Origin of the sequence: uncultured Candidatus Thioglobus sp. (assembly GCF_963981275.1) — a bacterium.
Taxonomy (GTDB): Bacteria; Pseudomonadota; Gammaproteobacteria; order PS1; family Pseudothioglobaceae; genus Thioglobus_A.
The window spans coordinates 1-17949 of sequence record NZ_CAXCCZ010000027.1 but is presented as its reverse complement, the minus strand read 5'-3'; the positions used below and the strand labels follow the sequence as shown (position 1 = coordinate 17949).

Below are 17949 nucleotides of genomic sequence, written 5' to 3'. Positions count from 1 at the left end.
TCGTGCATTATTCATACTACAATATTAGCATGATTATCGGCATTCCACAAGAAATTAAAATTCATGAGTATCGCGTCTCTCTCACCCCTGAGGGTGCTGCTAGACTAGTCGATTCTGGACATCAAGTACTTGTCCAATCTCATGCGGGTGAGGCGGTTGGTTTTTCAGATCTTGACTATCAAGCATCGGGCGCTAAGATTGTGGCATCTGCCCAGCACGTATTTGATCAGGCGGAAATGATCATCAAAGTAAAAGAGCCTCAGCCAGATGAATGTGCATTGTTAAAAAAGGGTCAACTACTATTTACTTATCTGCATTTAGCTGCAGACCCCATACAAACTGAACTACTCATTAAGTCAGGTGCAACCTGTATTGCCTATGAAACTATTACCGATGCCAATGGACGCCTACCGCTATTAAAACCCATGAGTGAAGTGGCCGGTCGAATGTCAATCCAGTCAGGCGCCCACCACCTTGAAAAAACCCAAGGAGGCTCAGGCGTATTGCTGAGTGGCGCTAGCGGCGTAGAGCCTGCAAAAGTCTTAGTAATTGGCGGTGGAGTAGTTGGCATGAATGCAGCAGAGGTGGCGCTCGGCATGGGTGCTGAGGTAACCATTCTAGATCGACAAATCCTAGATTATCTCACCACTTTTCAACAGCAACATGCATCAAAACTGTCGCTTGATCTATCTACATCAAAAAATATCAAACATCATCTAGTGCATGCAGATTTAGTCATAGGCGCTGCATTGGTCGCTGGCGCAAAAGCGCCCAAACTTATCACCAAACCCATGCTCAAACTCATGAAGAAAGGCTCGGTATTAGTGGATGTGTCTATTGATCAAGGCGGATGTTTTGAAACCTCAAAAGTCACCACACATGACAACCCCACCTATGTCGTGGACGGGATTATTCATTACTGCGTGGGCAATATGCCTGGTGCAGTTGCAAAGACTGCCACCCTAGCACTGACCAACACTACCCTGCCATTTATCCAAAATATTGCCAATAAAGGCTGGAATCAGGCCATGTTAGAAGATCAACACTTAAAAAATGGCCTTAATATTCATCAAGGAAAAATAAGGCACAAAGCTGTTGCTGAGAGCCTGGGTTATGAATTTTTCAACTAAACGCCGTATTGATTTCGATACGCCTCAATACGCTCAATTAACGCTTCATCATTACCCTGCTTTAAGTAATCAATAAGATGACCAAGATTGATAATACTTAACACTGTAATGCCAAAATTCTCTTCCACCTCTTGAATGGCCGATTTATCACCCTTGCCTTTTTCTTGACGATCAACTGCCACAATCACGCCTTTGGCAGTTGCACCATTTGCATCAATAATATCCATCGCTTCACGAATTGCAGTGCCTGCAGTAATCACATCATCAATAATTAACACTTCCTTTTCTAGTGCATGGCCAACAATATCGCCACCTTCACCATGGGTTTTGGCTTCTTTACGGTTAAAACTATAAGGTACATTTATACCAAATGAATCATTAAGCGCCATCGCTGTAGCGGTTGCTAGCGGAATGCCTTTGTAGGCAGGGCCAAATAACACATCAAACTCCAGTTCGCTAACCTGAATAGCTTGTGCGTAGAACTTGCCCAATTTTGATAAGTGCTCACCCGTGTTAAAAGCGCCCGCATTAAAAAAGTAAGGACTCACCCTGCCTGATTTCAGTGTAAATTCACCAAATTTTAACGCGCCAATTTCTAACATAAAATCTACAAAGTCTTTTTGATACTGTTCCATACATTCCTCTAAATCATTAAAATATTTCCAATGAAGAGAATTATAACGGCTAATGTCAATGGCATTCGTGCAGCTGAACGAAAAGGTTTTTTTGACTGGATGAAAATTCAAGATGCTGATGTTGTTTGCGTGCAAGAAATCAAGGCCCAAGAAGAGCAGTTGGATGAGCGATTTTATCCTGAAAATATCCATACTTACTATAAGCCAGCGGAACGCAAAGGCTATAGCGGAACGGGGCTATACTGCAAACAAAAGCCCGATCGAGTTATTTTCAGCCCTTGGGAAGATTTTGATTTTGAAGGGCGCTTTATTCAAGCAGATTTTGGCAGTTTAAGCGTTATTTCAATCTACATTCCTTCTGGTTCAGCCAAACAAGAACGCCAGGATTACAAGATGGACTTTATGGTCAATAGATTTATGCCTTACCTTAAAGCGCTTCAGACGGATGGACGTGACTACATTATTTGTGGCGATGTCAATATTGTTCATAAAGAGATTGACATTAAAAACTTTACCAGCAACAAGAAACGCTCTGGCTGCTTACCAGAAGAACGCGCCTGGATGGATCAGCTGTTTGATGAGGCGCAATACATTGATGCTTTCAGAGAGGTTAATCAAGAAGCAGGGCAATATACTTGGTGGTCGAACCGTGGTCAAGCCTGGGCTAACAACACGGGTTGGCGCATTGATTATCAAATTTTAAGTGAAAAACTTAAAGGGACAGTTAAGGCCGCATCTGTTTATAAAGATGAGCGCTTTTCTGACCATTCACCCTTAATCATTGATTACAACCTATGAGTGACAATACCAACCGAACGATACAAAGCTTTGTTAGGCGCTCTGGGCGCTTAAGTGCGGGGCAGAAATATGGCCTTAACGACCTCTGGTCTCAATATGGCATTGAACCTGAAGCAGGCCAAGCTATTGATCTTAATGCGGTATTTCACAAGCAACAAGACATTATTTTGGAAGTTGGCTTTGGCAATGGTGACTCCTTGCTTCAGATGGCCATCAACGAGCCGCACCATAATTTTTTAGGAATTGAGGTTTATGAAGCGGGTGTCGGGCGCTTAATTAATGAAGCGCATAAAAACAATTTAACCAACCTTAAAATTATCAAAGAAGATGCTGTTGATATACTCAGCAACAATATTTCAGCCAGCAGTTTAGCTGGATTTCAACTATATTTTGCCGATCCTTGGCACAAGAAAAAACATCACAAGCGTCGCATTGTACAAAATGAATTTATGGATATGATATCTGAGAAGTTGATTGATGGCGGCTTTGTGCACATGGCAACTGACTGGGAGCATTATGCGCAACAGATGATGGAGACACTTGAAAAACATACCCACTTTAAAAACACACTAAACGCCCATACCTATTCAGTAAGACCCGAGCGACGTCCGATTACCAAATTTGAAAGACGTGGCGAACGACTAGGACATGGCGTTTGGGATTTGATATTCACTAACGAGAAATAAAATGATTTTTCCTTTATTTGTAATAATGACCTTGCTCGAAATTTATGTATTGGTTTCGGTAGGCGAATCTATTGGTGGCTTTTCCACAATTTTATTAGTGGTTATTACCGCACTAGTTGGCTCAACTCTACTCAAACAACAAGGCTGGTCAACCATGGCCAAAGCTCAAAATGCTATGGCTAACGGCCAGACACCTGCATTTGAAATGCTTGAAGGAGTGGTGATACTAATTTCAGGCGTACTACTACTAACCCCTGGATTTATTACTGATACCATCGGATTATTGGGGTTAATGCCTTTTTCTAGAGCTTATTTTATCGACAATATGTTGAAAAAAAATGCACAGAAAATATTCACAAAAAACTCCACCACTTTTACACATAAATCTCAAAATCAAAAAGAATCAGGCGCAGGTCAAAAAAACGAAACCCTAGAGGGTGAGTTTTGGGAGGATTAAAGAATCTGAGCCAATGGCTCACCTGGCAAGAAAACTTACACTCTCAAGAGATAGACTTAGGGCTGGAACGCATCCAGCGTGTTTATACAAAACTATTTCCCAATGGCGTACCCTTTGCCACTATTACGGTTGCAGGTACTAATGGTAAAGGCTCAACCATCGCCTTTATTGAAAGTATTTATCAAAAAAGCCCTTTTAAGGTTGCTAAATTCACCTCGCCTCATATTTTAAATTACAATGAGCGCTTTAGCGTTAACAACGCCCAAGCGACTGATGGTCAAATCTGTACAGCTTTTGAACAAATTGAGTTGGTTCGAGGAGATATTTCGCTAACCTATTTTGAGTTTTCAACGCTTGCTGCTCTACTTATTTTTGCCAAACAAAAGGTTGATATTGCTATTTTAGAGGTGGGCTTGGGTGGACGACTGGATTCAACTAATGTCGTTAATACTGATGTCGCTGTTATCACCAATATTGCCATTGACCACGTAGACTATTTAGGAGATACGCGCGAGCTTATTGGTCATGAAAAATCAGGTATTATGCGCGCTAACACACCTTGCGTCTGTGGCGATGTCAACCCGCCAGACTCAATAACAAGGTACGCTAATACGATAGGTGCTTGGTTAGAATTTGTACAACATCCTTATACTGGGCTAATATCACTTAAAGGTGAACACCAACAGCAAAACGCCGCTTTGGCTGCTTTATGTGTTGACAAGCTCAATAATAAATTCAAGGTTAGTAAGCAGACAATCCAGCAAGGCTTGGCAACCGCCCAGCTAAACGGCCGATTTCAAATAAAAAATATTAACAACAAGCAGTTTATTTTTGATGTGGCACACAATGAAGCAGCTGTAAAAGCTTTAACTAAAGAGCTGGCCAAGGATGAGCAGCCTACTTTGGCAATTTTTTCAGCTTTAAAAGATAAAAACATCTCATCAATGATTAAGGCCATCTCTCCACTCATTGACCAATGGCTACTAGCACCACTAACTGTTCATCGTGCCGCTGATATGAGTTTTTTAGTCGATCAGTTCCCACTTAAAGAGAGTGTTCGCAGCTGCCAAAGCATGAGTTCGGCAATTGAGCAAGCACTACAGCAACGTTCTAATCAACGTATTATCGTTTTTGGCTCTTTCCATGTTGTGGCGGATGCATTAAAGGTACTTAAGTAATGCATGATTGGAAAATCTTGTAAAATTACCGCATATAACAAAACGTTCTGTGGAGAGGATCGATGAATGAGTTTTTTGCAAATATCTGGAATATGGTCAGCTTATTAGCTTGGTCCGATTGGGCAACTCTGGCTATTTTGGCCGCATTTTTGGTAATGGGCTTTAAACGAGGCATGGCAAAAGAGCTGATTAGTCTTGCTTTTTTACTACTTTCCATTGTGCTTGCCTGGTTGTTTTATCAGCCTCTAGCAGTGAGTGATGCCATTACTTGGCTACTACTTTCTCATCAGTCCCATATGGCCATTGCCTTTGGCATAATTTTTGTTGGTGTGTTACTCATTAAAAAAGCACTTTACAAACTGACTGACATTTCATCTAAGGTTAGCAATCCTTGCGCTTTAAATAAGCTTTTTGCCTATTTTGTATTTCTAGGTATTGCCGCAATTGTAAGTTGGTATTATTTAGATATTATTGCCAATTTGGGCATTATGGAAATTGTCATCACCAATAACTCAATACGGATTGGCCTATCTTTTATCATCACTTTTGCCATTATTATCGGCACATGTGCCAGTATTTCTAATATGCTAAATATTTCAATTGACTCGTCAAAACCTTGTGCTCTATCAACATTATTTAAAAAAATTCTTGATACACTGAGCACGCTCGATCAAGCACTAAACGCTAAAAATATTAGTGGTAATAGCAATAATTTAGGCGGTCTATTGGTTGGGCTAGTTAAAGGTAGTTTGGCTATCTTGATTATGGTGCTAGTATTTCAAAGTATTGATAGCATCTCTCAACAACACTACTGGATTGAAGCTAATGGCGCATTAAGAACTTTTCAAGATGTCGCCTCAGACATTAAACCTGCTTTGTCAGAACACTTACTATTTATCGAAAACGAATAAGGAAACCCTTTTATGTGCGGCATTGTTGGCATTCTTTCTACCACTAAAAAAGACACGGCGGTCTATATTTATGACGCCCTAACCATTCTTCAACATCGAGGTCAAGATGCCGCAGGTATTGTCACCGCCCACAAAGGCCGACTCTACATGCGAAAGTCAAATGGCTTGGTTAAGAACTCTTTCAGAACTAGACATATGGCGTCTTTGCTAGGCGATATGGGTATTGGACATGTGCGCTACCCAACCGCAGGCAGCTCAAGTGGCGCAGAAGCACAGCCTTTTTATGTTAACTCTCCGTATGGCATTGCTTTTGCTCATAATGGAAATTTGACCAATACTAAGGAGTTGGCGAAAGAGTTATTCGAACAAGATCGTAGACATATTAACACCAACTCCGATTCTGAAATTTTGTTAAATATTTTTGCCAGTGAATTGGCTAAACAACAAAAACAACACATTAACGAACAAGATGTTTTTGCTTCAGTTAAACAAGTTCATAAACGCGTCCGTGGCGCATACGCCACCATTGGCATTATTCCAGGATTTGGTATTTTTGGCTTTAGAGATCCAAATGGAATTCGCCCGCTAATCCTTGGAAAGCGCACCACAAAAGGCGGAACGAAACACATGCTTGCCTCAGAAAGCGTTGCACTAACAGCCCTTGGTTATGAAATAACTCAAGATGTCAAACCTGGTGAGGCAGTGGTCATTGATCGCCAGGGAAATATTTTTGTACAACAATGCGCTGAGGCGCCAAAATACTCCCCATGTATCTTTGAATTTGTCTACTTCGCCAGACCTGATTCCGTAATTGATGATATTTCTGTCTATAAAACCAGACTTAGAATGGGTGAGCGTCTAGCGGCTAAAATTCACAAAGAATGGGGTGATGAGAAGATTGATGTTGTTATCCCTATTCCTGATACTTCACGTGTCTCAGCTTTACAACTAGCCAATGAGCTACAAATCAAGTACTCGGAAGGATTAATCAAAAATCGTTATATTGCTCGCACATTTATCATGCCAGGGCAGAAATTACGTAAAAAATCTGTTAGACAAAAGCTTAGTGCTATCGGCCTCGAGTTCAAGGATAAAAATGTTCTACTGGTAGACGACTCAATTGTCAGAGGCACAACCAGTGAGCAAATTGTCAAAATGGCGCGAGATGCTGGCGCTAAAAAAGTCTTCTTTGCCTCGGCCGCACCTGCCGTTCGCCATCCTAATGTGTACGGCATTGATATGGCCAGTGAGAAAGAATTTGTAGCCCACAATAAAACCACAGAAGAGGTATGTAAAACCATTGGCGCTGACCGATTAATTTATCAAGATTTGGATGATTTAATCTGGTGTGTTCAGCAAGGTAATATGAAAATCACTGAATTTGATTGCTCTTGCTTTAATGGAGAGTATGTCACCGGTGACATCAACCAAAAATATCTAAACGACATTGAAGCAGTTAGAGCGGACTCAGTCAAAGAAAAGAACAACACCAACGAAAGCTCTGAACTTATCTGCAATGATGTAGAATAAACTTTATTTGCTAATTTTTTAAATTTAATGACAACCTTAAATTTCAACACTAAAGCGATTCGAGAAGGCTATCGAATAACTGACGAACAAGAGCACTCTGAAGCTATCTTTATGACTTCAAGCTTTGTATTTACCTCAGCTGAACAGGCGGCCAATCGATTTTCTCAAGAAGATCCTGGCAATATTTATGCACGATTCACTAATCCAACAGTAGATGCTTTTGAGAAAAAACTAGCAGCACTTGAAGGTGCACAATCCTGTGTTGCCACTTCAAGTGGCATGGCTGCAATTTTTGCCACCTTAATGGCTCTCTTAAAATCAGGTGACCACATTGTCGCCTCTCGTAGCATGTTTGGCACCACAATCGTACTATTGAATACCATTGTTGCTAAGTTTGACATCCAAATAAGCTATGTTGATTTACCTGACCTATCGGCCTGGGAAGCATCTATTAATGACAACACCAAACTATTTTTGTTAGAAACCCCTTCTAACCCACTAGGCCAAGTAGTTGATATTACCGCGCTCAGCAAAATCTCCAAAGCAAACGATATTTTGTTAGCAGTGGATAATGCCATCTTAACACCGGCGCTACAAAATCCAATCACCCTGGGGGCAGATATTGTTATTCACTCTGCCACCAAATATATTGACGGCCAGGGGCGCTGCTTAGCGGGCGCAGTATTAGCTACTGAAGATATTATTGAGCAAGTGCATGGCTTTGTACGCGCCACAGGCCCGAGTTTAAGTGCCTTTAATGCCTGGATTGTACTCAAAGGCTTGGATACACTCAGCTTAAGAATGAAGGCACACTCAGATAATGCCATGAAAATAGCAACCTGGCTAGAGCAACAAAAATCTGTAGAAAAAGTTCACTACTTAGGTCTAGAGTCACACGCACACCACTCACTAGCCAAGCGTCAACAATCTGGATTTGGCGGCATTGTTTCATTTGAACTCAAAGGTGGTCAAAAAGCAGCATTCAAACTCATTAACGCTACCGAGGTTTTCTCAATTACAGCTAACTTAGGCGATACAAAGTCAACCATTACACACCCAGCAACCACTACACACGGCAGGCTAACAGATGAAGAAAAATCAAGCACTAATATTTCCGAAGGACTGGTCAGACTTTCCATTGGACTGGAAGATGTCAACGACTTGATAGCAGATATAAACAAAGGACTTTGATGTATAATTTCATCAAAAATGACATAAGGTAAATCTATGCAAAACTCATATTCATACGAAGAATTAATTCAATGTGGCAATGGCGAACTTTTTGGACCGGGTAATGCTCAGTTGCCACAGCCTCCTATGCTAATGTTCGATAGAATCACACACATTTCTGACGAAGGCGGCGAGTTCGGTAAAGGTGAAATTGTTGCTGAGCTTGATGTTAACCCTGATTTGTGGTTTTTTGGCTGCCACTTTAATAACGACCCTGTAATGCCTGGCTGTTTAGGTCTAGATGCCATGTGGCAACTAATCGGCTTTCATTTAGGCTGGTTAGGTGGTCCAGGGCGTGGACGCGCACTGGGTGGTAGTATTAAGTTTACTGGCCAGGTTTTACCAACGGCTAAAAAAGTCACCTACCGAATTAGCCTTAAGCGTGTTATCGCACGTAAACTCTACATGGGTATTGGCGACGCCACCATGGAAGTTGATGGCAAAATTATTTATGAAGCCAAAGATCTAAAAGTTGGCCTTTTTACTGACACGAGCGCATTCTAATGAATAGAGTTGTTATCACCGGAATGGGTATTGTTTCTAGCTTAGGCGCAAATTGCAATGAAGTTTTAGAATCTTTAAAAACAGCAAAATCTGGTATTAAGTTTGATGAAAAACAAGCTGAAATGGGGCTTAGATCTCATGTTTCTGGCCAAATCGCTGAAATAGATTCAAGTGAGATCATTGATCGAAAGATGAAGCGCTTCATGGCAGATGCTGCTATTTACAATGCGGTCGCACTAGATGAGGCCATTAAACAATCAGGCTTAACTCCAGAGCAAGTATCTGACCCAAGAACCGGCCTTATTATGGGATCAGGTGGTGCATCCAATCAAAATGTGGTTGAAGCAGCAGATATTCTTAGAGATAAAGGCATTAAGCGAGTTGGCCCTTACCGCGTTCCACGCACAATGGGCTCAACCACCTCGGCTTGCCTTTCAACCATGTTCAAAATCAAGGGCATTAACTATTCAATTAGCTCGGCCTGTTCCACCTCTGCCCACTGTATTGGTAATGCCATGGAGCAAATCCAGCTAGGCAAGCAAGATGTAGTATTTGCCGGTGGTGGCGAAGAGCTTGATTGGTCGCTCACCATGTTATTTGATGCAATGGGTGCACTCTCTAGCAAATACAATGAAACCCCTGAAAAAGCCTCTCGTGCTTACGATGCCGATCGTGATGGATTTGTGATTTCTGGTGGTGGTGGTGCTCTAGTGCTTGAATCATTAGAGCATGCTGAAGCACGTGGTGCAACAATCCTGGCTGAACTCACGGGCTATGGTGCCACTTCTGATGGCTACGACATGGTTGCACCATCTGGCGAAGGCGCAAAGCGCTGTATGGAGCTTGCCATTTCTACAGTTGATGGTCCTATCGATTATATCAATGCACATGGCACTTCAACCCCTGTTGGTGATGTCAAAGAGTTGGGCGCAATTAAAGAAGTCTTTGGTGACAATGTGCCTAATGTCGGCTCAACCAAGTCTTTATCAGGACACGCTCTCGGTGCAGCTGGCGTTAATGAAGCTATTTATTCGCTACTTATGCTGCAAAATGACTTTATGGCTGAATCTGTTAATATTGAGAATCTTGATGAGGCCGCTGAAGGTGTGCCTATCGTACAATCAACTACCATACAATCAATTAATCGAGTTATGTCGAATAGCTTTGGCTTTGGTGGAACCAATGCCTGTTTGGTATTTGAAAAGTTTAAGCAGTAAATCTAAACGTCAAAAACTAAAAAAAGGCCGCTTTATTAGCGGCCTTTTTTTAGATTCGGAAGTGCTTAATAAGAGTTAACTAGGGTCTAGTATCAATCTCTTGTTTTTCCTTCTCAGAAGGCAGCATATCCTCTTTGGTAATACCCATAGCAAGAATCATAGAGCTCGCTACATAAATGGAAGAGTAGGTGCCGATTAGTACACCAATTAATAATGCCATGGCAAAACTATGAATAATCTCGCCACCTAAAAAGAACAGGGCTAACAACACTAGTAAAGTGGTTAATGACGTCATAATCGTTCTAGATAAGGTTTGGTTTAGCGCGCCATTAATAATTTTTGAAGGATCAACATGGCGTGTTGAGAGGAAATTCTCACGAATTCGATCAAACACAACAATGGTATCATTCAATGAGTAACCAATAACAGCCAAAATAGCTGCCAATACGGTTAAATCAAATTCAAATTGAAACAAAGAGAAAAAGCCCAGGGTAATAATAACATCATGAATTAGAGCGGCAATAGAGCCCAAGGAAAATCGATATTCAAAACGAAATGCAACATAAATCAAAATACCAATTAATGCATACAGCATAGCCAGGCCGCCGTCATTCGTTAATTCTTCGCCAACCTTAGGACCAACAAATTCAACTCGACGAATATCAACATCATTACCCAGTAATTGGATGATTTTAGTACTAAGCTTAGCGCTTGAAATAGCCTGTGGCTCAAGGCGAATCAATATTTCATTGGTTGAACCAAAGTACTGCACATTAGCCTTATTAAAGCCTGCTCCAGACAGTGTTGCTCTAACTTCGGCCAGATCCACGCCTTGTTTGTAGCCAACCTCAATCAACGTACCGCCAGTAAAGTCGATACCCAATTTTAGACCGTTAGTCGTTAATGAAAAAATACTCAGCACAATCAACATAGCTGAAAAAATAATCGCATAAGTGCGCTTGCCAACAAAGTCAATCGTTGGAATATTTAAAGCTTTAAGACTCATATTGATATCTCCTCTAATTTTTTACCACCATAAATCTTATTAATCATAGCGCGTGAAACAATGATAGCTGTAAACATCGAGGTAACAATGCCAATAGACAAGGTGATGGCGAAACCTTTAATAGGGCCCGTGCCAAAACTAAAGAGTACTAATGCAGCAATCAACGTTGTGATATTTGCATCTGCAATCGTTAGAACGGCCTTGTCATAACCTGCAGCAATGGACTTTTGAATATTGCTATTTGAGCCTAATTCTTCTTTAATACGCTCAAAAATCAACACATTCGCATCAACTGCCATGCCCACTGTTAGTACGATACCGGCAATACCTGGCAACGTTAGCGTCGCCTGAAGTAAGGATAATACAGCAACAATCATGACCAGATTGAGTGTCAAAGCCACATTGGCCACCAAGCCAAAAACTCGGTATCTAAACGCCATAAAGAACAATACCAAGATAAAACCAACAATCACACTCATGACGCCTTTGGCAATATTATCCGCACCAAGGCTCGGACCAATCGTACGCTCCTCAATAATTTCAATTGGTGCTGAAAGTGAGCCCGCTCTTAATAAAAGTGCTAAGTTCCTTGCTTCGCGAGCACTATCAATACCTGTAATCTGGAATCTTGATGAGAACGTACCCTGGATCGTCGCAGCATTAATAATGTCTTGTGTTTTGGAACGATTCTTAACCATCTTGCCATTCTCTAAAACAGTCTCAACTTTATTTTCAATAAATACAACAGCCATACGATGATGTAAATATCTTTTGGTGGTATCTAGCATTGCTCGACCACCAGCACTATCCAATGTAATATTAACCATTGGCGTGGCATTCTCAGAATCAACGCCAGAGGCTGCACCTGTAATATTCTCTCCCGTAGCAATAACACGAGTTTTTAATAATAATGGACGCCCATCTCTAAAATAATAAAGCTTGGATCCAATCGGCGCTCTGCCTGATTGAATTGCAGTTTGTGGATCATTTTTCTCATCAACTAGACGAAATTCTAGCGTTGCCACTGCGCCCAAAATTTCTTTAGCTCTAGCCGTATCTTGTACACCTGGTAGTTGCACAACAATACGCTCTAGCCCTTGCTGTTGAATAATAGGTTCTGCCACACCCAGCTCATTCACTCGGTTTCTTAACGTGGTAATATTTTGCTTAAGCGCATTACTTTTGGCTTCGGCCAAAGCGCCTTTTTCAATACCAACACTCACGTACAATTCATTTTCGTGAGTCACGTCCAGAATAACTAAATCACCTAATTCAGATTTAATTAGACTTAACCCCGCTTCTTTTGCCGCTAGAGTTTTGAAGTGCACTAATAGCGACTCTTTCTCTTTATTAATACTCTTGTACAATCGATCTTGTCGAAGCAACGTTCGTAATTCGTTATAAGATTTATCCAGTGACATATTGGCAACTGCCTGCATATCCACTTCTAGCAGAAAATGCACGCCGCCACGAAGATCCAAGCCAAGCGACATCGCCTTACCACCTAAATCTGACAGCCAAGCAGGGATAGATGGTGCCAAGTTAAGTGCAGCCACATAATTACGCCCCATCTCCTGCTTTAAAACTTCCTTGGCACCTAATTGAGACTTATTATCCTCAAATCTAGCCAATACTCGACGACCAACTAATTCAACTGATTTATACCTAACTTTATTACTTTCAAGTGTCGCCTTTACTTTATCTAAGTCTGACTGGGCAATGGCCGCATCACCTGCAGCAGAAATTTGCACCGCCAAGTCTGATCCAAAAACATTAGGCAAAGCGTATAACGCTGATAGCAATAAAAAGAATGCGATTAAAGTATTTTTTAGCGCAGAGAATTGATTCATAACAAACTCGGATTAGTTAAATTTTGGCACTACCTTTTGGTAATTTTTGGTTAATGCCTTGTTTCTGCACCTTAACCACAACATTTTTTGCAATTTCTAACGTAGCAAAAGACTCGTCTACTGAAGCGACTGTACCAACAACACCACCATTAGTTACAACTTCATCACCCGTTTTTAAGGTACCCAATAAAACTTTATGCTCTTTGGCGCGTTTTTGCTGAGGTCTGATGAGTAAAAAATACATCAGCACAAACATGATAATTAAAAACGGCAATCCGCCTAAAGGGTCACCTGCACCAGTAGCCGCCTCTTCTGCAAATGCAGGGGTAATAATTAAATCTAATAAATTCATTTTTTTCTCCTATTAATTAATGATTTGTAGTCCGCCCATGTAGCTTTGCAACACAGCAGGAATTTTAATACTGCCATCAGCTTGCTGATGGTTTTCTAACACGGCAACCAAAGTACGTCCCACAGCAAGGCCGGAGCCATTAAGTGTGTGTAATAATTCTGGTTTATTAGTTTCTTTATTTTTGTATCTTAGTTGCAAACGGCGCGATTGAAAATCTTCAAAGCATGAGCATGAAGAAATTTCTCGGTACGCACTTTGTCCCGGCAACCAAACCTCTAAATCGTAAGTCTTAGCAGCAGAAAACCCAAGATCACCTGCACACAAGTTTACCTTACGATAGGGCAATTCTAGCGCTTGCAAAACACCCTCAGCATGAGACGTAAGCACTTCAAGAGCCTGGTAAGAATCCTGCGCCTTAACCACTTGCACCAATTCTACTTTCTCAAATTGATGCTGGCGAATCAGGCCACGTGTATCACGCCCATAAGCACCTGCTTCAGATCTAAAACTAGGTGTATGGCCAACAAATTTTAGTGGCAAGTCTTTTTCGTTAACCATGGTGTCACGCATCATATTGGTAATTGGAACTTCACCGGTAGGAATCAAATAAAGCGTTTTAGCCTCACCCTCTTCACCATGTAAGTGGGTTTTAAATAAATCAGCTTCAAACTTTGGCAATTGCCCTGTGCCTGTTAAAGACTCAGCATTTACCAAATACGGCACATAAGCTTCAACATAGCCATTTTTCTCACTATGTTGATCAATCATAAACTGAGTTAACGCACGATGTAGACGCGCCATCTTACCCGTCATGACTGAGAATCTTGAGCCCGAAATCTTAGCAGCAGTTTCAAAATCCAAGCCGTGCATAGCGCCTAAATCAACATGATCCTTTACCTTAAAATCATAAACACCTGGCTCACCCCAAGTTGAAACCTCAACATTGTCATCTTCAGAGTTACCAGCAGGCACCGACTCATGAGGAATATTTGGCATTGACAAGGTAATGGCATCAATTTGTGATTGAATTTCTTGCAGCTCAGCCTTTGCACCATCTAGCTCATCACCCAAGTTGGAAACCGCATCCAATAGTGGTTTAATATCTTCACCGGCCGCTTTGGCTTTACCAATAGACTTAGACTGAGTGTTGCGAGAATTTTGCAACTCTTGAGTTTTAACTTGATTTTTTTTTCGATTATTTTCTAACTCGGTTAAGGCCTTGATATCAAAAGAAAAGTTGCGCTTTTTAAGTGCTTGTGCGACTGCTTCGACATCATTTCTTAGTTGCTTTTTACTTAGCATTGTTATATAATGGTTTCCTTATATTGATTTGAATTTCTTATTGACCCAAAGATTTCAAATAAAACTTACTTCAGGAAATTATACTATGTTTAACTCTTTTTCATCTGCTGATGCATGCAAACTATTGGCCGATGGCGCACAACTTGTAGACGTTCGCACAGCGGCAGAATTTTCTCGTGGCGCCCTGCCAAACGCGATCAGTTTGCCACTTCAAGGTATTATGAATGCTAATAATGTTATTGACAAAGATAAAGCAATTATCTTGTACTGTTTAAGCGGTGCTCGCTCTGCAACAGCGAAAAATTATCTTGTGCAAATGGGCTTTGATGAAGTGCATGATTTGGGCTCATTCAAAAACTACAACTGCGAATAACTTCTCGCTCAATTACTAGCAACGCTATCCACATTGCTTGTTAAAATTCTCATAACAACCAAAAAGAGTAATTGCAATGAGAGTTAAAAGCACCTGGCACAAAAACCAGGTAAAAACCATTGATGACATTGCCGGGGCGCTTGCTTTTAATTCTTGGCGCATTACAAAAAATCAACTCGAAGACTTAATCAACGAAGCTTTTGTTATTGAAAAAGAGCAAGTCTTTGATGTCATTAAAGAATACCTGTGCTACTTGATTCAATGCGTTGATCGATTAACCTTTGATACTCTTGATCAACAAAAACGTCAAGAGCTTATTATTGCACTTGCCAAGCAATCTGCTGATTATTACCATGAAAACAAAGGTGAGCGTATTGGCCCGGGCGATCACTGGCAAGAATTTATCCAAACTTATAATGCCAGATCACAAGATTATAGTGATTACGAATTTAAAGATGGTGAGCCAAATTATTTGTTCATGCGTTATTTCGCCGAAAAAATTCAACAAGCCATGACTGCGGCAGATGAGAAATGGATTGTTCAGCAAATGTGTGAAATTCAGGCGCCAAAAGCTTTTAAAGCGCTCAATAAAAGCGTTAAAGAGCTGGTTTCGGTACAGCAAATCGTTTCTACAGCAGAAAAAATTCAGCAAAAAAAGAATAAAGTTCCGCGTTCCAAACGACAAACCACTCGCCAAGATATTGATTATAAAAATGAATCTTCAAGTGATCATATTATCTAGCTTGTAATTAGTATAAATCGTCCATAGATAATTCTTATAACCAATAATATTAGGAATTATTTATGATCACCATGTGTACAAGCTGCGGCGCACTTAACAACATACCCGAAAATAAACTTAGCAATAACCCAAACTGTGGAAAATGCAAAAATCCACTTTATCAAGGAAAGCCAATCTCCATGAATGGCGCACAACTAACTCGCGCAATTGACAAAACTGATGAGCTTTTGGTGGTGGATTTTTGGGCAACTTGGTGTGGACCTTGCCAACAATTCGCCCCAACTTTCAAACAAGTTGCTAGTCAATTAGAGCCAAAAGCACGTTTTATAAAAATTGAAACAGAGGCTGAGAAAACCATTGCCACCAAATACAATATTCGCTCTATTCCCACTTTGGTGCTATTTAAAAATGGAAAAGAAATTGATCGCGTATCGGGTGCACTAAATGCGCCAGATTTTACTAATTGGGTAAATCAGAACACTTAAGTGTAACCTTTAAAAATTTCGGAAATTTTTAATATGCGTATTCTTATGTGATTTTAGCCAGCCCTAAGTATAAAATTTACTCTTTAAAATAATATGATTGGCTAAATAACGCAGAAACCATGGTGTTTGTTAGTCAAATAAGCCTTGAAAACTGATTTTTAAAGCTAATAAAACATGGCAATTAGATCAAATTGAAAAAATTGGCAAATTTTAATAATGACTAAAAAATCAAAATTTATACGCCATTTTTATCATAAATCAACCAATCGTCTAACCTTGTATATTTGTCTGCACCAAAGCCATATAGAAAAAGGTACCACCAAATATACTCAACAATGGATTGCCCTTCCATAGGTGTATTACCACTGTCAACAACACTGAAATAATGGTACTAACACCTGCAAAGGCGGAGAAATCAACCTCCTTCATAACATATAACACCAAGATGCTCATGATCATTGGCGGGGTATATTTAGCAATATAATCCATGGTTGGATGATTATGTCGATGACTAAAGAAAACAAATGGCAACAATCTAGTGGAAAAAGTGGCCAACATCATAACGATAATAACCTGCAATATGTAAGCTGTATCGGTCATGGAGAATTAACTTTAGTTAGTTTTGCCAGCATTAAAACAATGATAGACAGCATAATTGAGACTAATAGCATTTGATCATAAAATATAATTATTGCCACGGAAGAAGAAATAGTAGCAATTACAAAGGGCAAGGGCTCCTTAATTTTTTTCCATTGCTCTATCAGTAACACAACAAATAAAGCGGTTAAGGCGAAATCCATTCCTTCGGTGTTGATTTGGAAACTAGAGCCAATCCATGCACCTAGTGTGCAGCCAATAATCCAGTAACTATGATTTAATGCGGTGATGGTGAAATAATAATCCTTGGGGTTTGCATCTTTTGGCGGATTAATAGTGGTCACTAAAGAATAAGTCTCATCGGTCAGACCAAAGGTTAAATACATTTTCTTTAAATCCCACTGTCCATATTTTTTTAACAGTGATAAGCCATAAAAAATATGCCTAGAATTTAATAGCAAGATAGCTACAAATATCTCAAGTAGCCCAGCACCCGCAAGCAATAAACCAATAATCATAAACTGTGCAGCACCCGCATAGACAACAATTGCCATCAACGTTGCAAAATACCAGGCATAGCCTAAGTCTTGAAACAGCATGCCAAATGCCATTCCCAAAGGTATATAACCAAATAAAACTGGGAACGTACTCTTGAGTGTCTGTTGATTCATCAATTAAAAAATGGATTCTGTTAGGATACTTTGTAAGCTTGCCTTGATAGCAATTATCTCTGTTTTTACAGAGACCTCTCTTTGTATTAATTTAAAAAAATGATCCAACATATTAAATCTCTCAAGTTTTACTCTAATAAATCTTTGATAAATATACTGTATTTATACATTTGTTGGGCGTATATTTAGTTGGGACGAAAAAAAACCCCCGGCATCATTGATGACCGGGGGTTTTTAGAATTAAAGCCTAGCAATGTCCTACTCTCACATGGGGAGACCCCACACTACCATCGGC

The 17949-nt window shown here is 40.3% G+C and carries 20 protein-coding genes; 13 read left to right on the top strand and 7 right to left on the bottom strand.

From position 1 onward, the window contains the following. Window positions 1–29: 29 nt before the first annotated feature. Window positions 30–1130: an alanine dehydrogenase gene (gene ald, locus ABNR88_RS05425; RefSeq protein ID WP_291928992.1), complete on the top strand. Its 1101-nt coding sequence runs from the start codon at window positions 30–32 to the stop codon at window positions 1128–1130. Here ald and pyrE read toward each other — a convergent pair. Next, window positions 1127–1765 (bottom strand): orotate phosphoribosyltransferase, encoded by a 639-nt coding sequence (gene pyrE / locus ABNR88_RS05420; protein WP_291928987.1) that lies wholly within the window; start codon window positions 1763–1765, stop codon window positions 1127–1129. The genes ald and pyrE overlap by 4 nt on opposite strands. Before the next feature lie 30 nt (window positions 1766–1795). Here pyrE and ABNR88_RS05415 point away from each other — a divergent pair, with 30 nt between their 5' ends. The 9 genes from ABNR88_RS05415 to fabB all read left to right on the top strand — a co-directional run bounded on the left by ABNR88_RS05415 (window position 1796) and on the right by fabB (window position 10276). Next, entirely contained in the window at window positions 1796–2563 is a 768-nt protein-coding gene (locus ABNR88_RS05415; protein ID WP_291928984.1) for an exodeoxyribonuclease III, read from the top strand. Continuing rightward, complete coding sequence (gene trmB / locus ABNR88_RS05410) at window positions 2560–3249, top strand: tRNA (guanosine(46)-N7)-methyltransferase TrmB (protein ID WP_291928981.1); 690 nt, start codon at window positions 2560–2562, stop codon at window positions 3247–3249. The genes ABNR88_RS05415 and trmB overlap by 4 nt, the downstream gene beginning before the upstream one ends. Before the next feature lies 1 nt (window position 3250). Beyond that, window positions 3251–3706 (top strand): FxsA family protein, encoded by a 456-nt coding sequence (locus ABNR88_RS05405; RefSeq protein ID WP_291928977.1) that lies wholly within the window; start codon window positions 3251–3253, stop codon window positions 3704–3706. Beyond that, on the top strand, window positions 3694–4884 hold the full coding sequence (locus ABNR88_RS05400) for a folylpolyglutamate synthase/dihydrofolate synthase family protein (protein WP_348670147.1): 1191 nt from the start codon (window positions 3694–3696) through the stop codon (window positions 4882–4884). The genes ABNR88_RS05405 and ABNR88_RS05400 overlap by 13 nt, the downstream gene beginning before the upstream one ends. Window positions 4885–4946: 62 nt before the next feature. After that, window positions 4947–5795: a CvpA family protein gene (locus tag ABNR88_RS05395; RefSeq protein WP_291928972.1), complete on the top strand. Its 849-nt coding sequence runs from the start codon at window positions 4947–4949 to the stop codon at window positions 5793–5795. A 12-nt stretch (window positions 5796–5807) separates the two neighbouring features. Beyond that, on the top strand, window positions 5808–7325 hold the full coding sequence (gene purF, locus ABNR88_RS05390; protein WP_291928969.1) for an amidophosphoribosyltransferase: 1518 nt from the start codon (window positions 5808–5810) through the stop codon (window positions 7323–7325). A gap of 27 nt (window positions 7326–7352) precedes the next feature. Next, entirely contained in the window at window positions 7353–8516 is a 1164-nt protein-coding gene (locus ABNR88_RS05385; RefSeq protein WP_348670146.1) for an O-succinylhomoserine sulfhydrylase, read from the top strand. 36 nt (window positions 8517–8552) lie between these two features. After that, window positions 8553–9059 (top strand): 3-hydroxyacyl-[acyl-carrier-protein] dehydratase FabA, encoded by a 507-nt coding sequence (fabA, locus tag ABNR88_RS05380; RefSeq protein WP_291928963.1) that lies wholly within the window; start codon window positions 8553–8555, stop codon window positions 9057–9059. Next, window positions 9059–10276: a beta-ketoacyl-ACP synthase I gene (gene fabB / locus ABNR88_RS05375; RefSeq protein WP_291928960.1), complete on the top strand. Its 1218-nt coding sequence runs from the start codon at window positions 9059–9061 to the stop codon at window positions 10274–10276. Before fabA ends, fabB begins: the two co-directional genes overlap by 1 nt. Window positions 10277–10355: 79 nt before the next feature. Here fabB and secF read toward each other — a convergent pair whose 3' ends face one another. The 4 genes from secF to serS are packed head-to-tail and all read right to left on the bottom strand — an operon-like array spanning window position 10356 to window position 14786. Next, window positions 10356–11282, bottom strand: coding sequence for a protein translocase subunit SecF (secF, locus tag ABNR88_RS05370; protein WP_291928958.1), 927 nt, complete (start codon window positions 11280–11282; stop codon window positions 10356–10358). After that, window positions 11279–13132 carry a protein translocase subunit SecD gene (gene secD, locus ABNR88_RS05365; protein WP_291928957.1) on the bottom strand — a complete coding sequence of 618 codons (1854 nt, stop codon included), beginning with the start codon at window positions 13130–13132 and terminating at the stop codon, window positions 11279–11281. The genes secF and secD overlap by 4 nt, the downstream gene beginning before the upstream one ends. Before the next feature lie 16 nt (window positions 13133–13148). Beyond that, window positions 13149–13484: a preprotein translocase subunit YajC gene (gene yajC, locus ABNR88_RS05360; RefSeq protein ID WP_291928955.1), complete on the bottom strand. Its 336-nt coding sequence runs from the start codon at window positions 13482–13484 to the stop codon at window positions 13149–13151. A gap of 12 nt (window positions 13485–13496) precedes the next feature. Continuing rightward, the gene (gene serS, locus ABNR88_RS05355) at window positions 13497–14786 is read right to left on the bottom strand and encodes a serine--tRNA ligase (protein ID WP_291928952.1); all 1290 of its coding nucleotides are present in this window, start codon (window positions 14784–14786) and stop codon (window positions 13497–13499) included. Window positions 14787–14871: 85 nt separating this feature from the next. Between serS and ABNR88_RS05350 the strand changes: the two genes are divergently transcribed. The 3 genes from ABNR88_RS05350 (at window position 14872) to trxC (ending at window position 16386) form a co-directional block, all read left to right on the top strand. Beyond that, complete coding sequence (locus ABNR88_RS05350; protein WP_291928949.1) at window positions 14872–15159, top strand: rhodanese-like domain-containing protein; 288 nt, start codon at window positions 14872–14874, stop codon at window positions 15157–15159. A 76-nt stretch (window positions 15160–15235) separates the two neighbouring features. Then, complete coding sequence (locus ABNR88_RS05345) at window positions 15236–15901, top strand: hypothetical protein (protein WP_291928947.1); 666 nt, start codon at window positions 15236–15238, stop codon at window positions 15899–15901. A gap of 62 nt (window positions 15902–15963) precedes the next feature. Further along, window positions 15964–16386: a thioredoxin TrxC gene (gene trxC, locus ABNR88_RS05340; RefSeq protein ID WP_348670145.1), complete on the top strand. Its 423-nt coding sequence runs from the start codon at window positions 15964–15966 to the stop codon at window positions 16384–16386. A gap of 270 nt (window positions 16387–16656) precedes the next feature. Here trxC and ABNR88_RS05335 read toward each other — a convergent pair whose 3' ends face one another. Together ABNR88_RS05335 and ABNR88_RS05330 are read right to left on the bottom strand one after the other, a co-directional pair. Continuing rightward, the gene (locus ABNR88_RS05335) at window positions 16657–16986 is read right to left on the bottom strand and encodes an AzlD domain-containing protein (RefSeq protein WP_291928941.1); all 330 of its coding nucleotides are present in this window, start codon (window positions 16984–16986) and stop codon (window positions 16657–16659) included. Further along, window positions 16983–17654, bottom strand: a complete 672-nt coding sequence (locus ABNR88_RS05330) for an AzlC family ABC transporter permease (RefSeq protein WP_291928938.1) — start codon at window positions 17652–17654, stop codon at window positions 16983–16985. Before ABNR88_RS05330 ends, ABNR88_RS05335 begins: the two co-directional genes overlap by 4 nt. Window positions 17655–17949: the final 295 nt, after the last annotated feature.

Coding starts and splice junctions, on each gene's coding strand:
- ald (WP_291928992.1), top strand. CDS start 30: ATGATTATCGGCATTCCACAAGAAATTAAAATTCATGAGTATCGCGTC.
- pyrE (WP_291928987.1), bottom strand. CDS start 1,765: ATGGAACAGTATCAAAAAGACTTTGTAGATTTTATGTTAGAAATTGGC.
- ABNR88_RS05415 (WP_291928984.1), top strand. CDS start 1,796: ATGAAGAGAATTATAACGGCTAATGTCAATGGCATTCGTGCAGCTGAA.
- trmB (WP_291928981.1), top strand. CDS start 2,560: ATGAGTGACAATACCAACCGAACGATACAAAGCTTTGTTAGGCGCTCT.
- ABNR88_RS05405 (WP_291928977.1), top strand. CDS start 3,251: ATGATTTTTCCTTTATTTGTAATAATGACCTTGCTCGAAATTTATGTA.
- ABNR88_RS05395 (WP_291928972.1), top strand. CDS start 4,947: ATGAATGAGTTTTTTGCAAATATCTGGAATATGGTCAGCTTATTAGCT.
- purF (WP_291928969.1), top strand. CDS start 5,808: ATGTGCGGCATTGTTGGCATTCTTTCTACCACTAAAAAAGACACGGCG.
- ABNR88_RS05385 (WP_348670146.1), top strand. CDS start 7,353: ATGACAACCTTAAATTTCAACACTAAAGCGATTCGAGAAGGCTATCGA.
- fabA (WP_291928963.1), top strand. CDS start 8,553: ATGCAAAACTCATATTCATACGAAGAATTAATTCAATGTGGCAATGGC.
- fabB (WP_291928960.1), top strand. CDS start 9,059: ATGAATAGAGTTGTTATCACCGGAATGGGTATTGTTTCTAGCTTAGGC.
- secF (WP_291928958.1), bottom strand. CDS start 11,282: ATGAGTCTTAAAGCTTTAAATATTCCAACGATTGACTTTGTTGGCAAG.
- secD (WP_291928957.1), bottom strand. CDS start 13,132: ATGAATCAATTCTCTGCGCTAAAAAATACTTTAATCGCATTCTTTTTA.
- yajC (WP_291928955.1), bottom strand. CDS start 13,484: ATGAATTTATTAGATTTAATTATTACCCCTGCATTTGCAGAAGAGGCG.
- serS (WP_291928952.1), bottom strand. CDS start 14,786: ATGCTAAGTAAAAAGCAACTAAGAAATGATGTCGAAGCAGTCGCACAA.
- ABNR88_RS05350 (WP_291928949.1), top strand. CDS start 14,872: ATGTTTAACTCTTTTTCATCTGCTGATGCATGCAAACTATTGGCCGAT.
- ABNR88_RS05345 (WP_291928947.1), top strand. CDS start 15,236: ATGAGAGTTAAAAGCACCTGGCACAAAAACCAGGTAAAAACCATTGAT.
- trxC (WP_348670145.1), top strand. CDS start 15,964: ATGATCACCATGTGTACAAGCTGCGGCGCACTTAACAACATACCCGAA.
- ABNR88_RS05335 (WP_291928941.1), bottom strand. CDS start 16,986: ATGACCGATACAGCTTACATATTGCAGGTTATTATCGTTATGATGTTG.
- ABNR88_RS05330 (WP_291928938.1), bottom strand. CDS start 17,654: ATGAATCAACAGACACTCAAGAGTACGTTCCCAGTTTTATTTGGTTAT.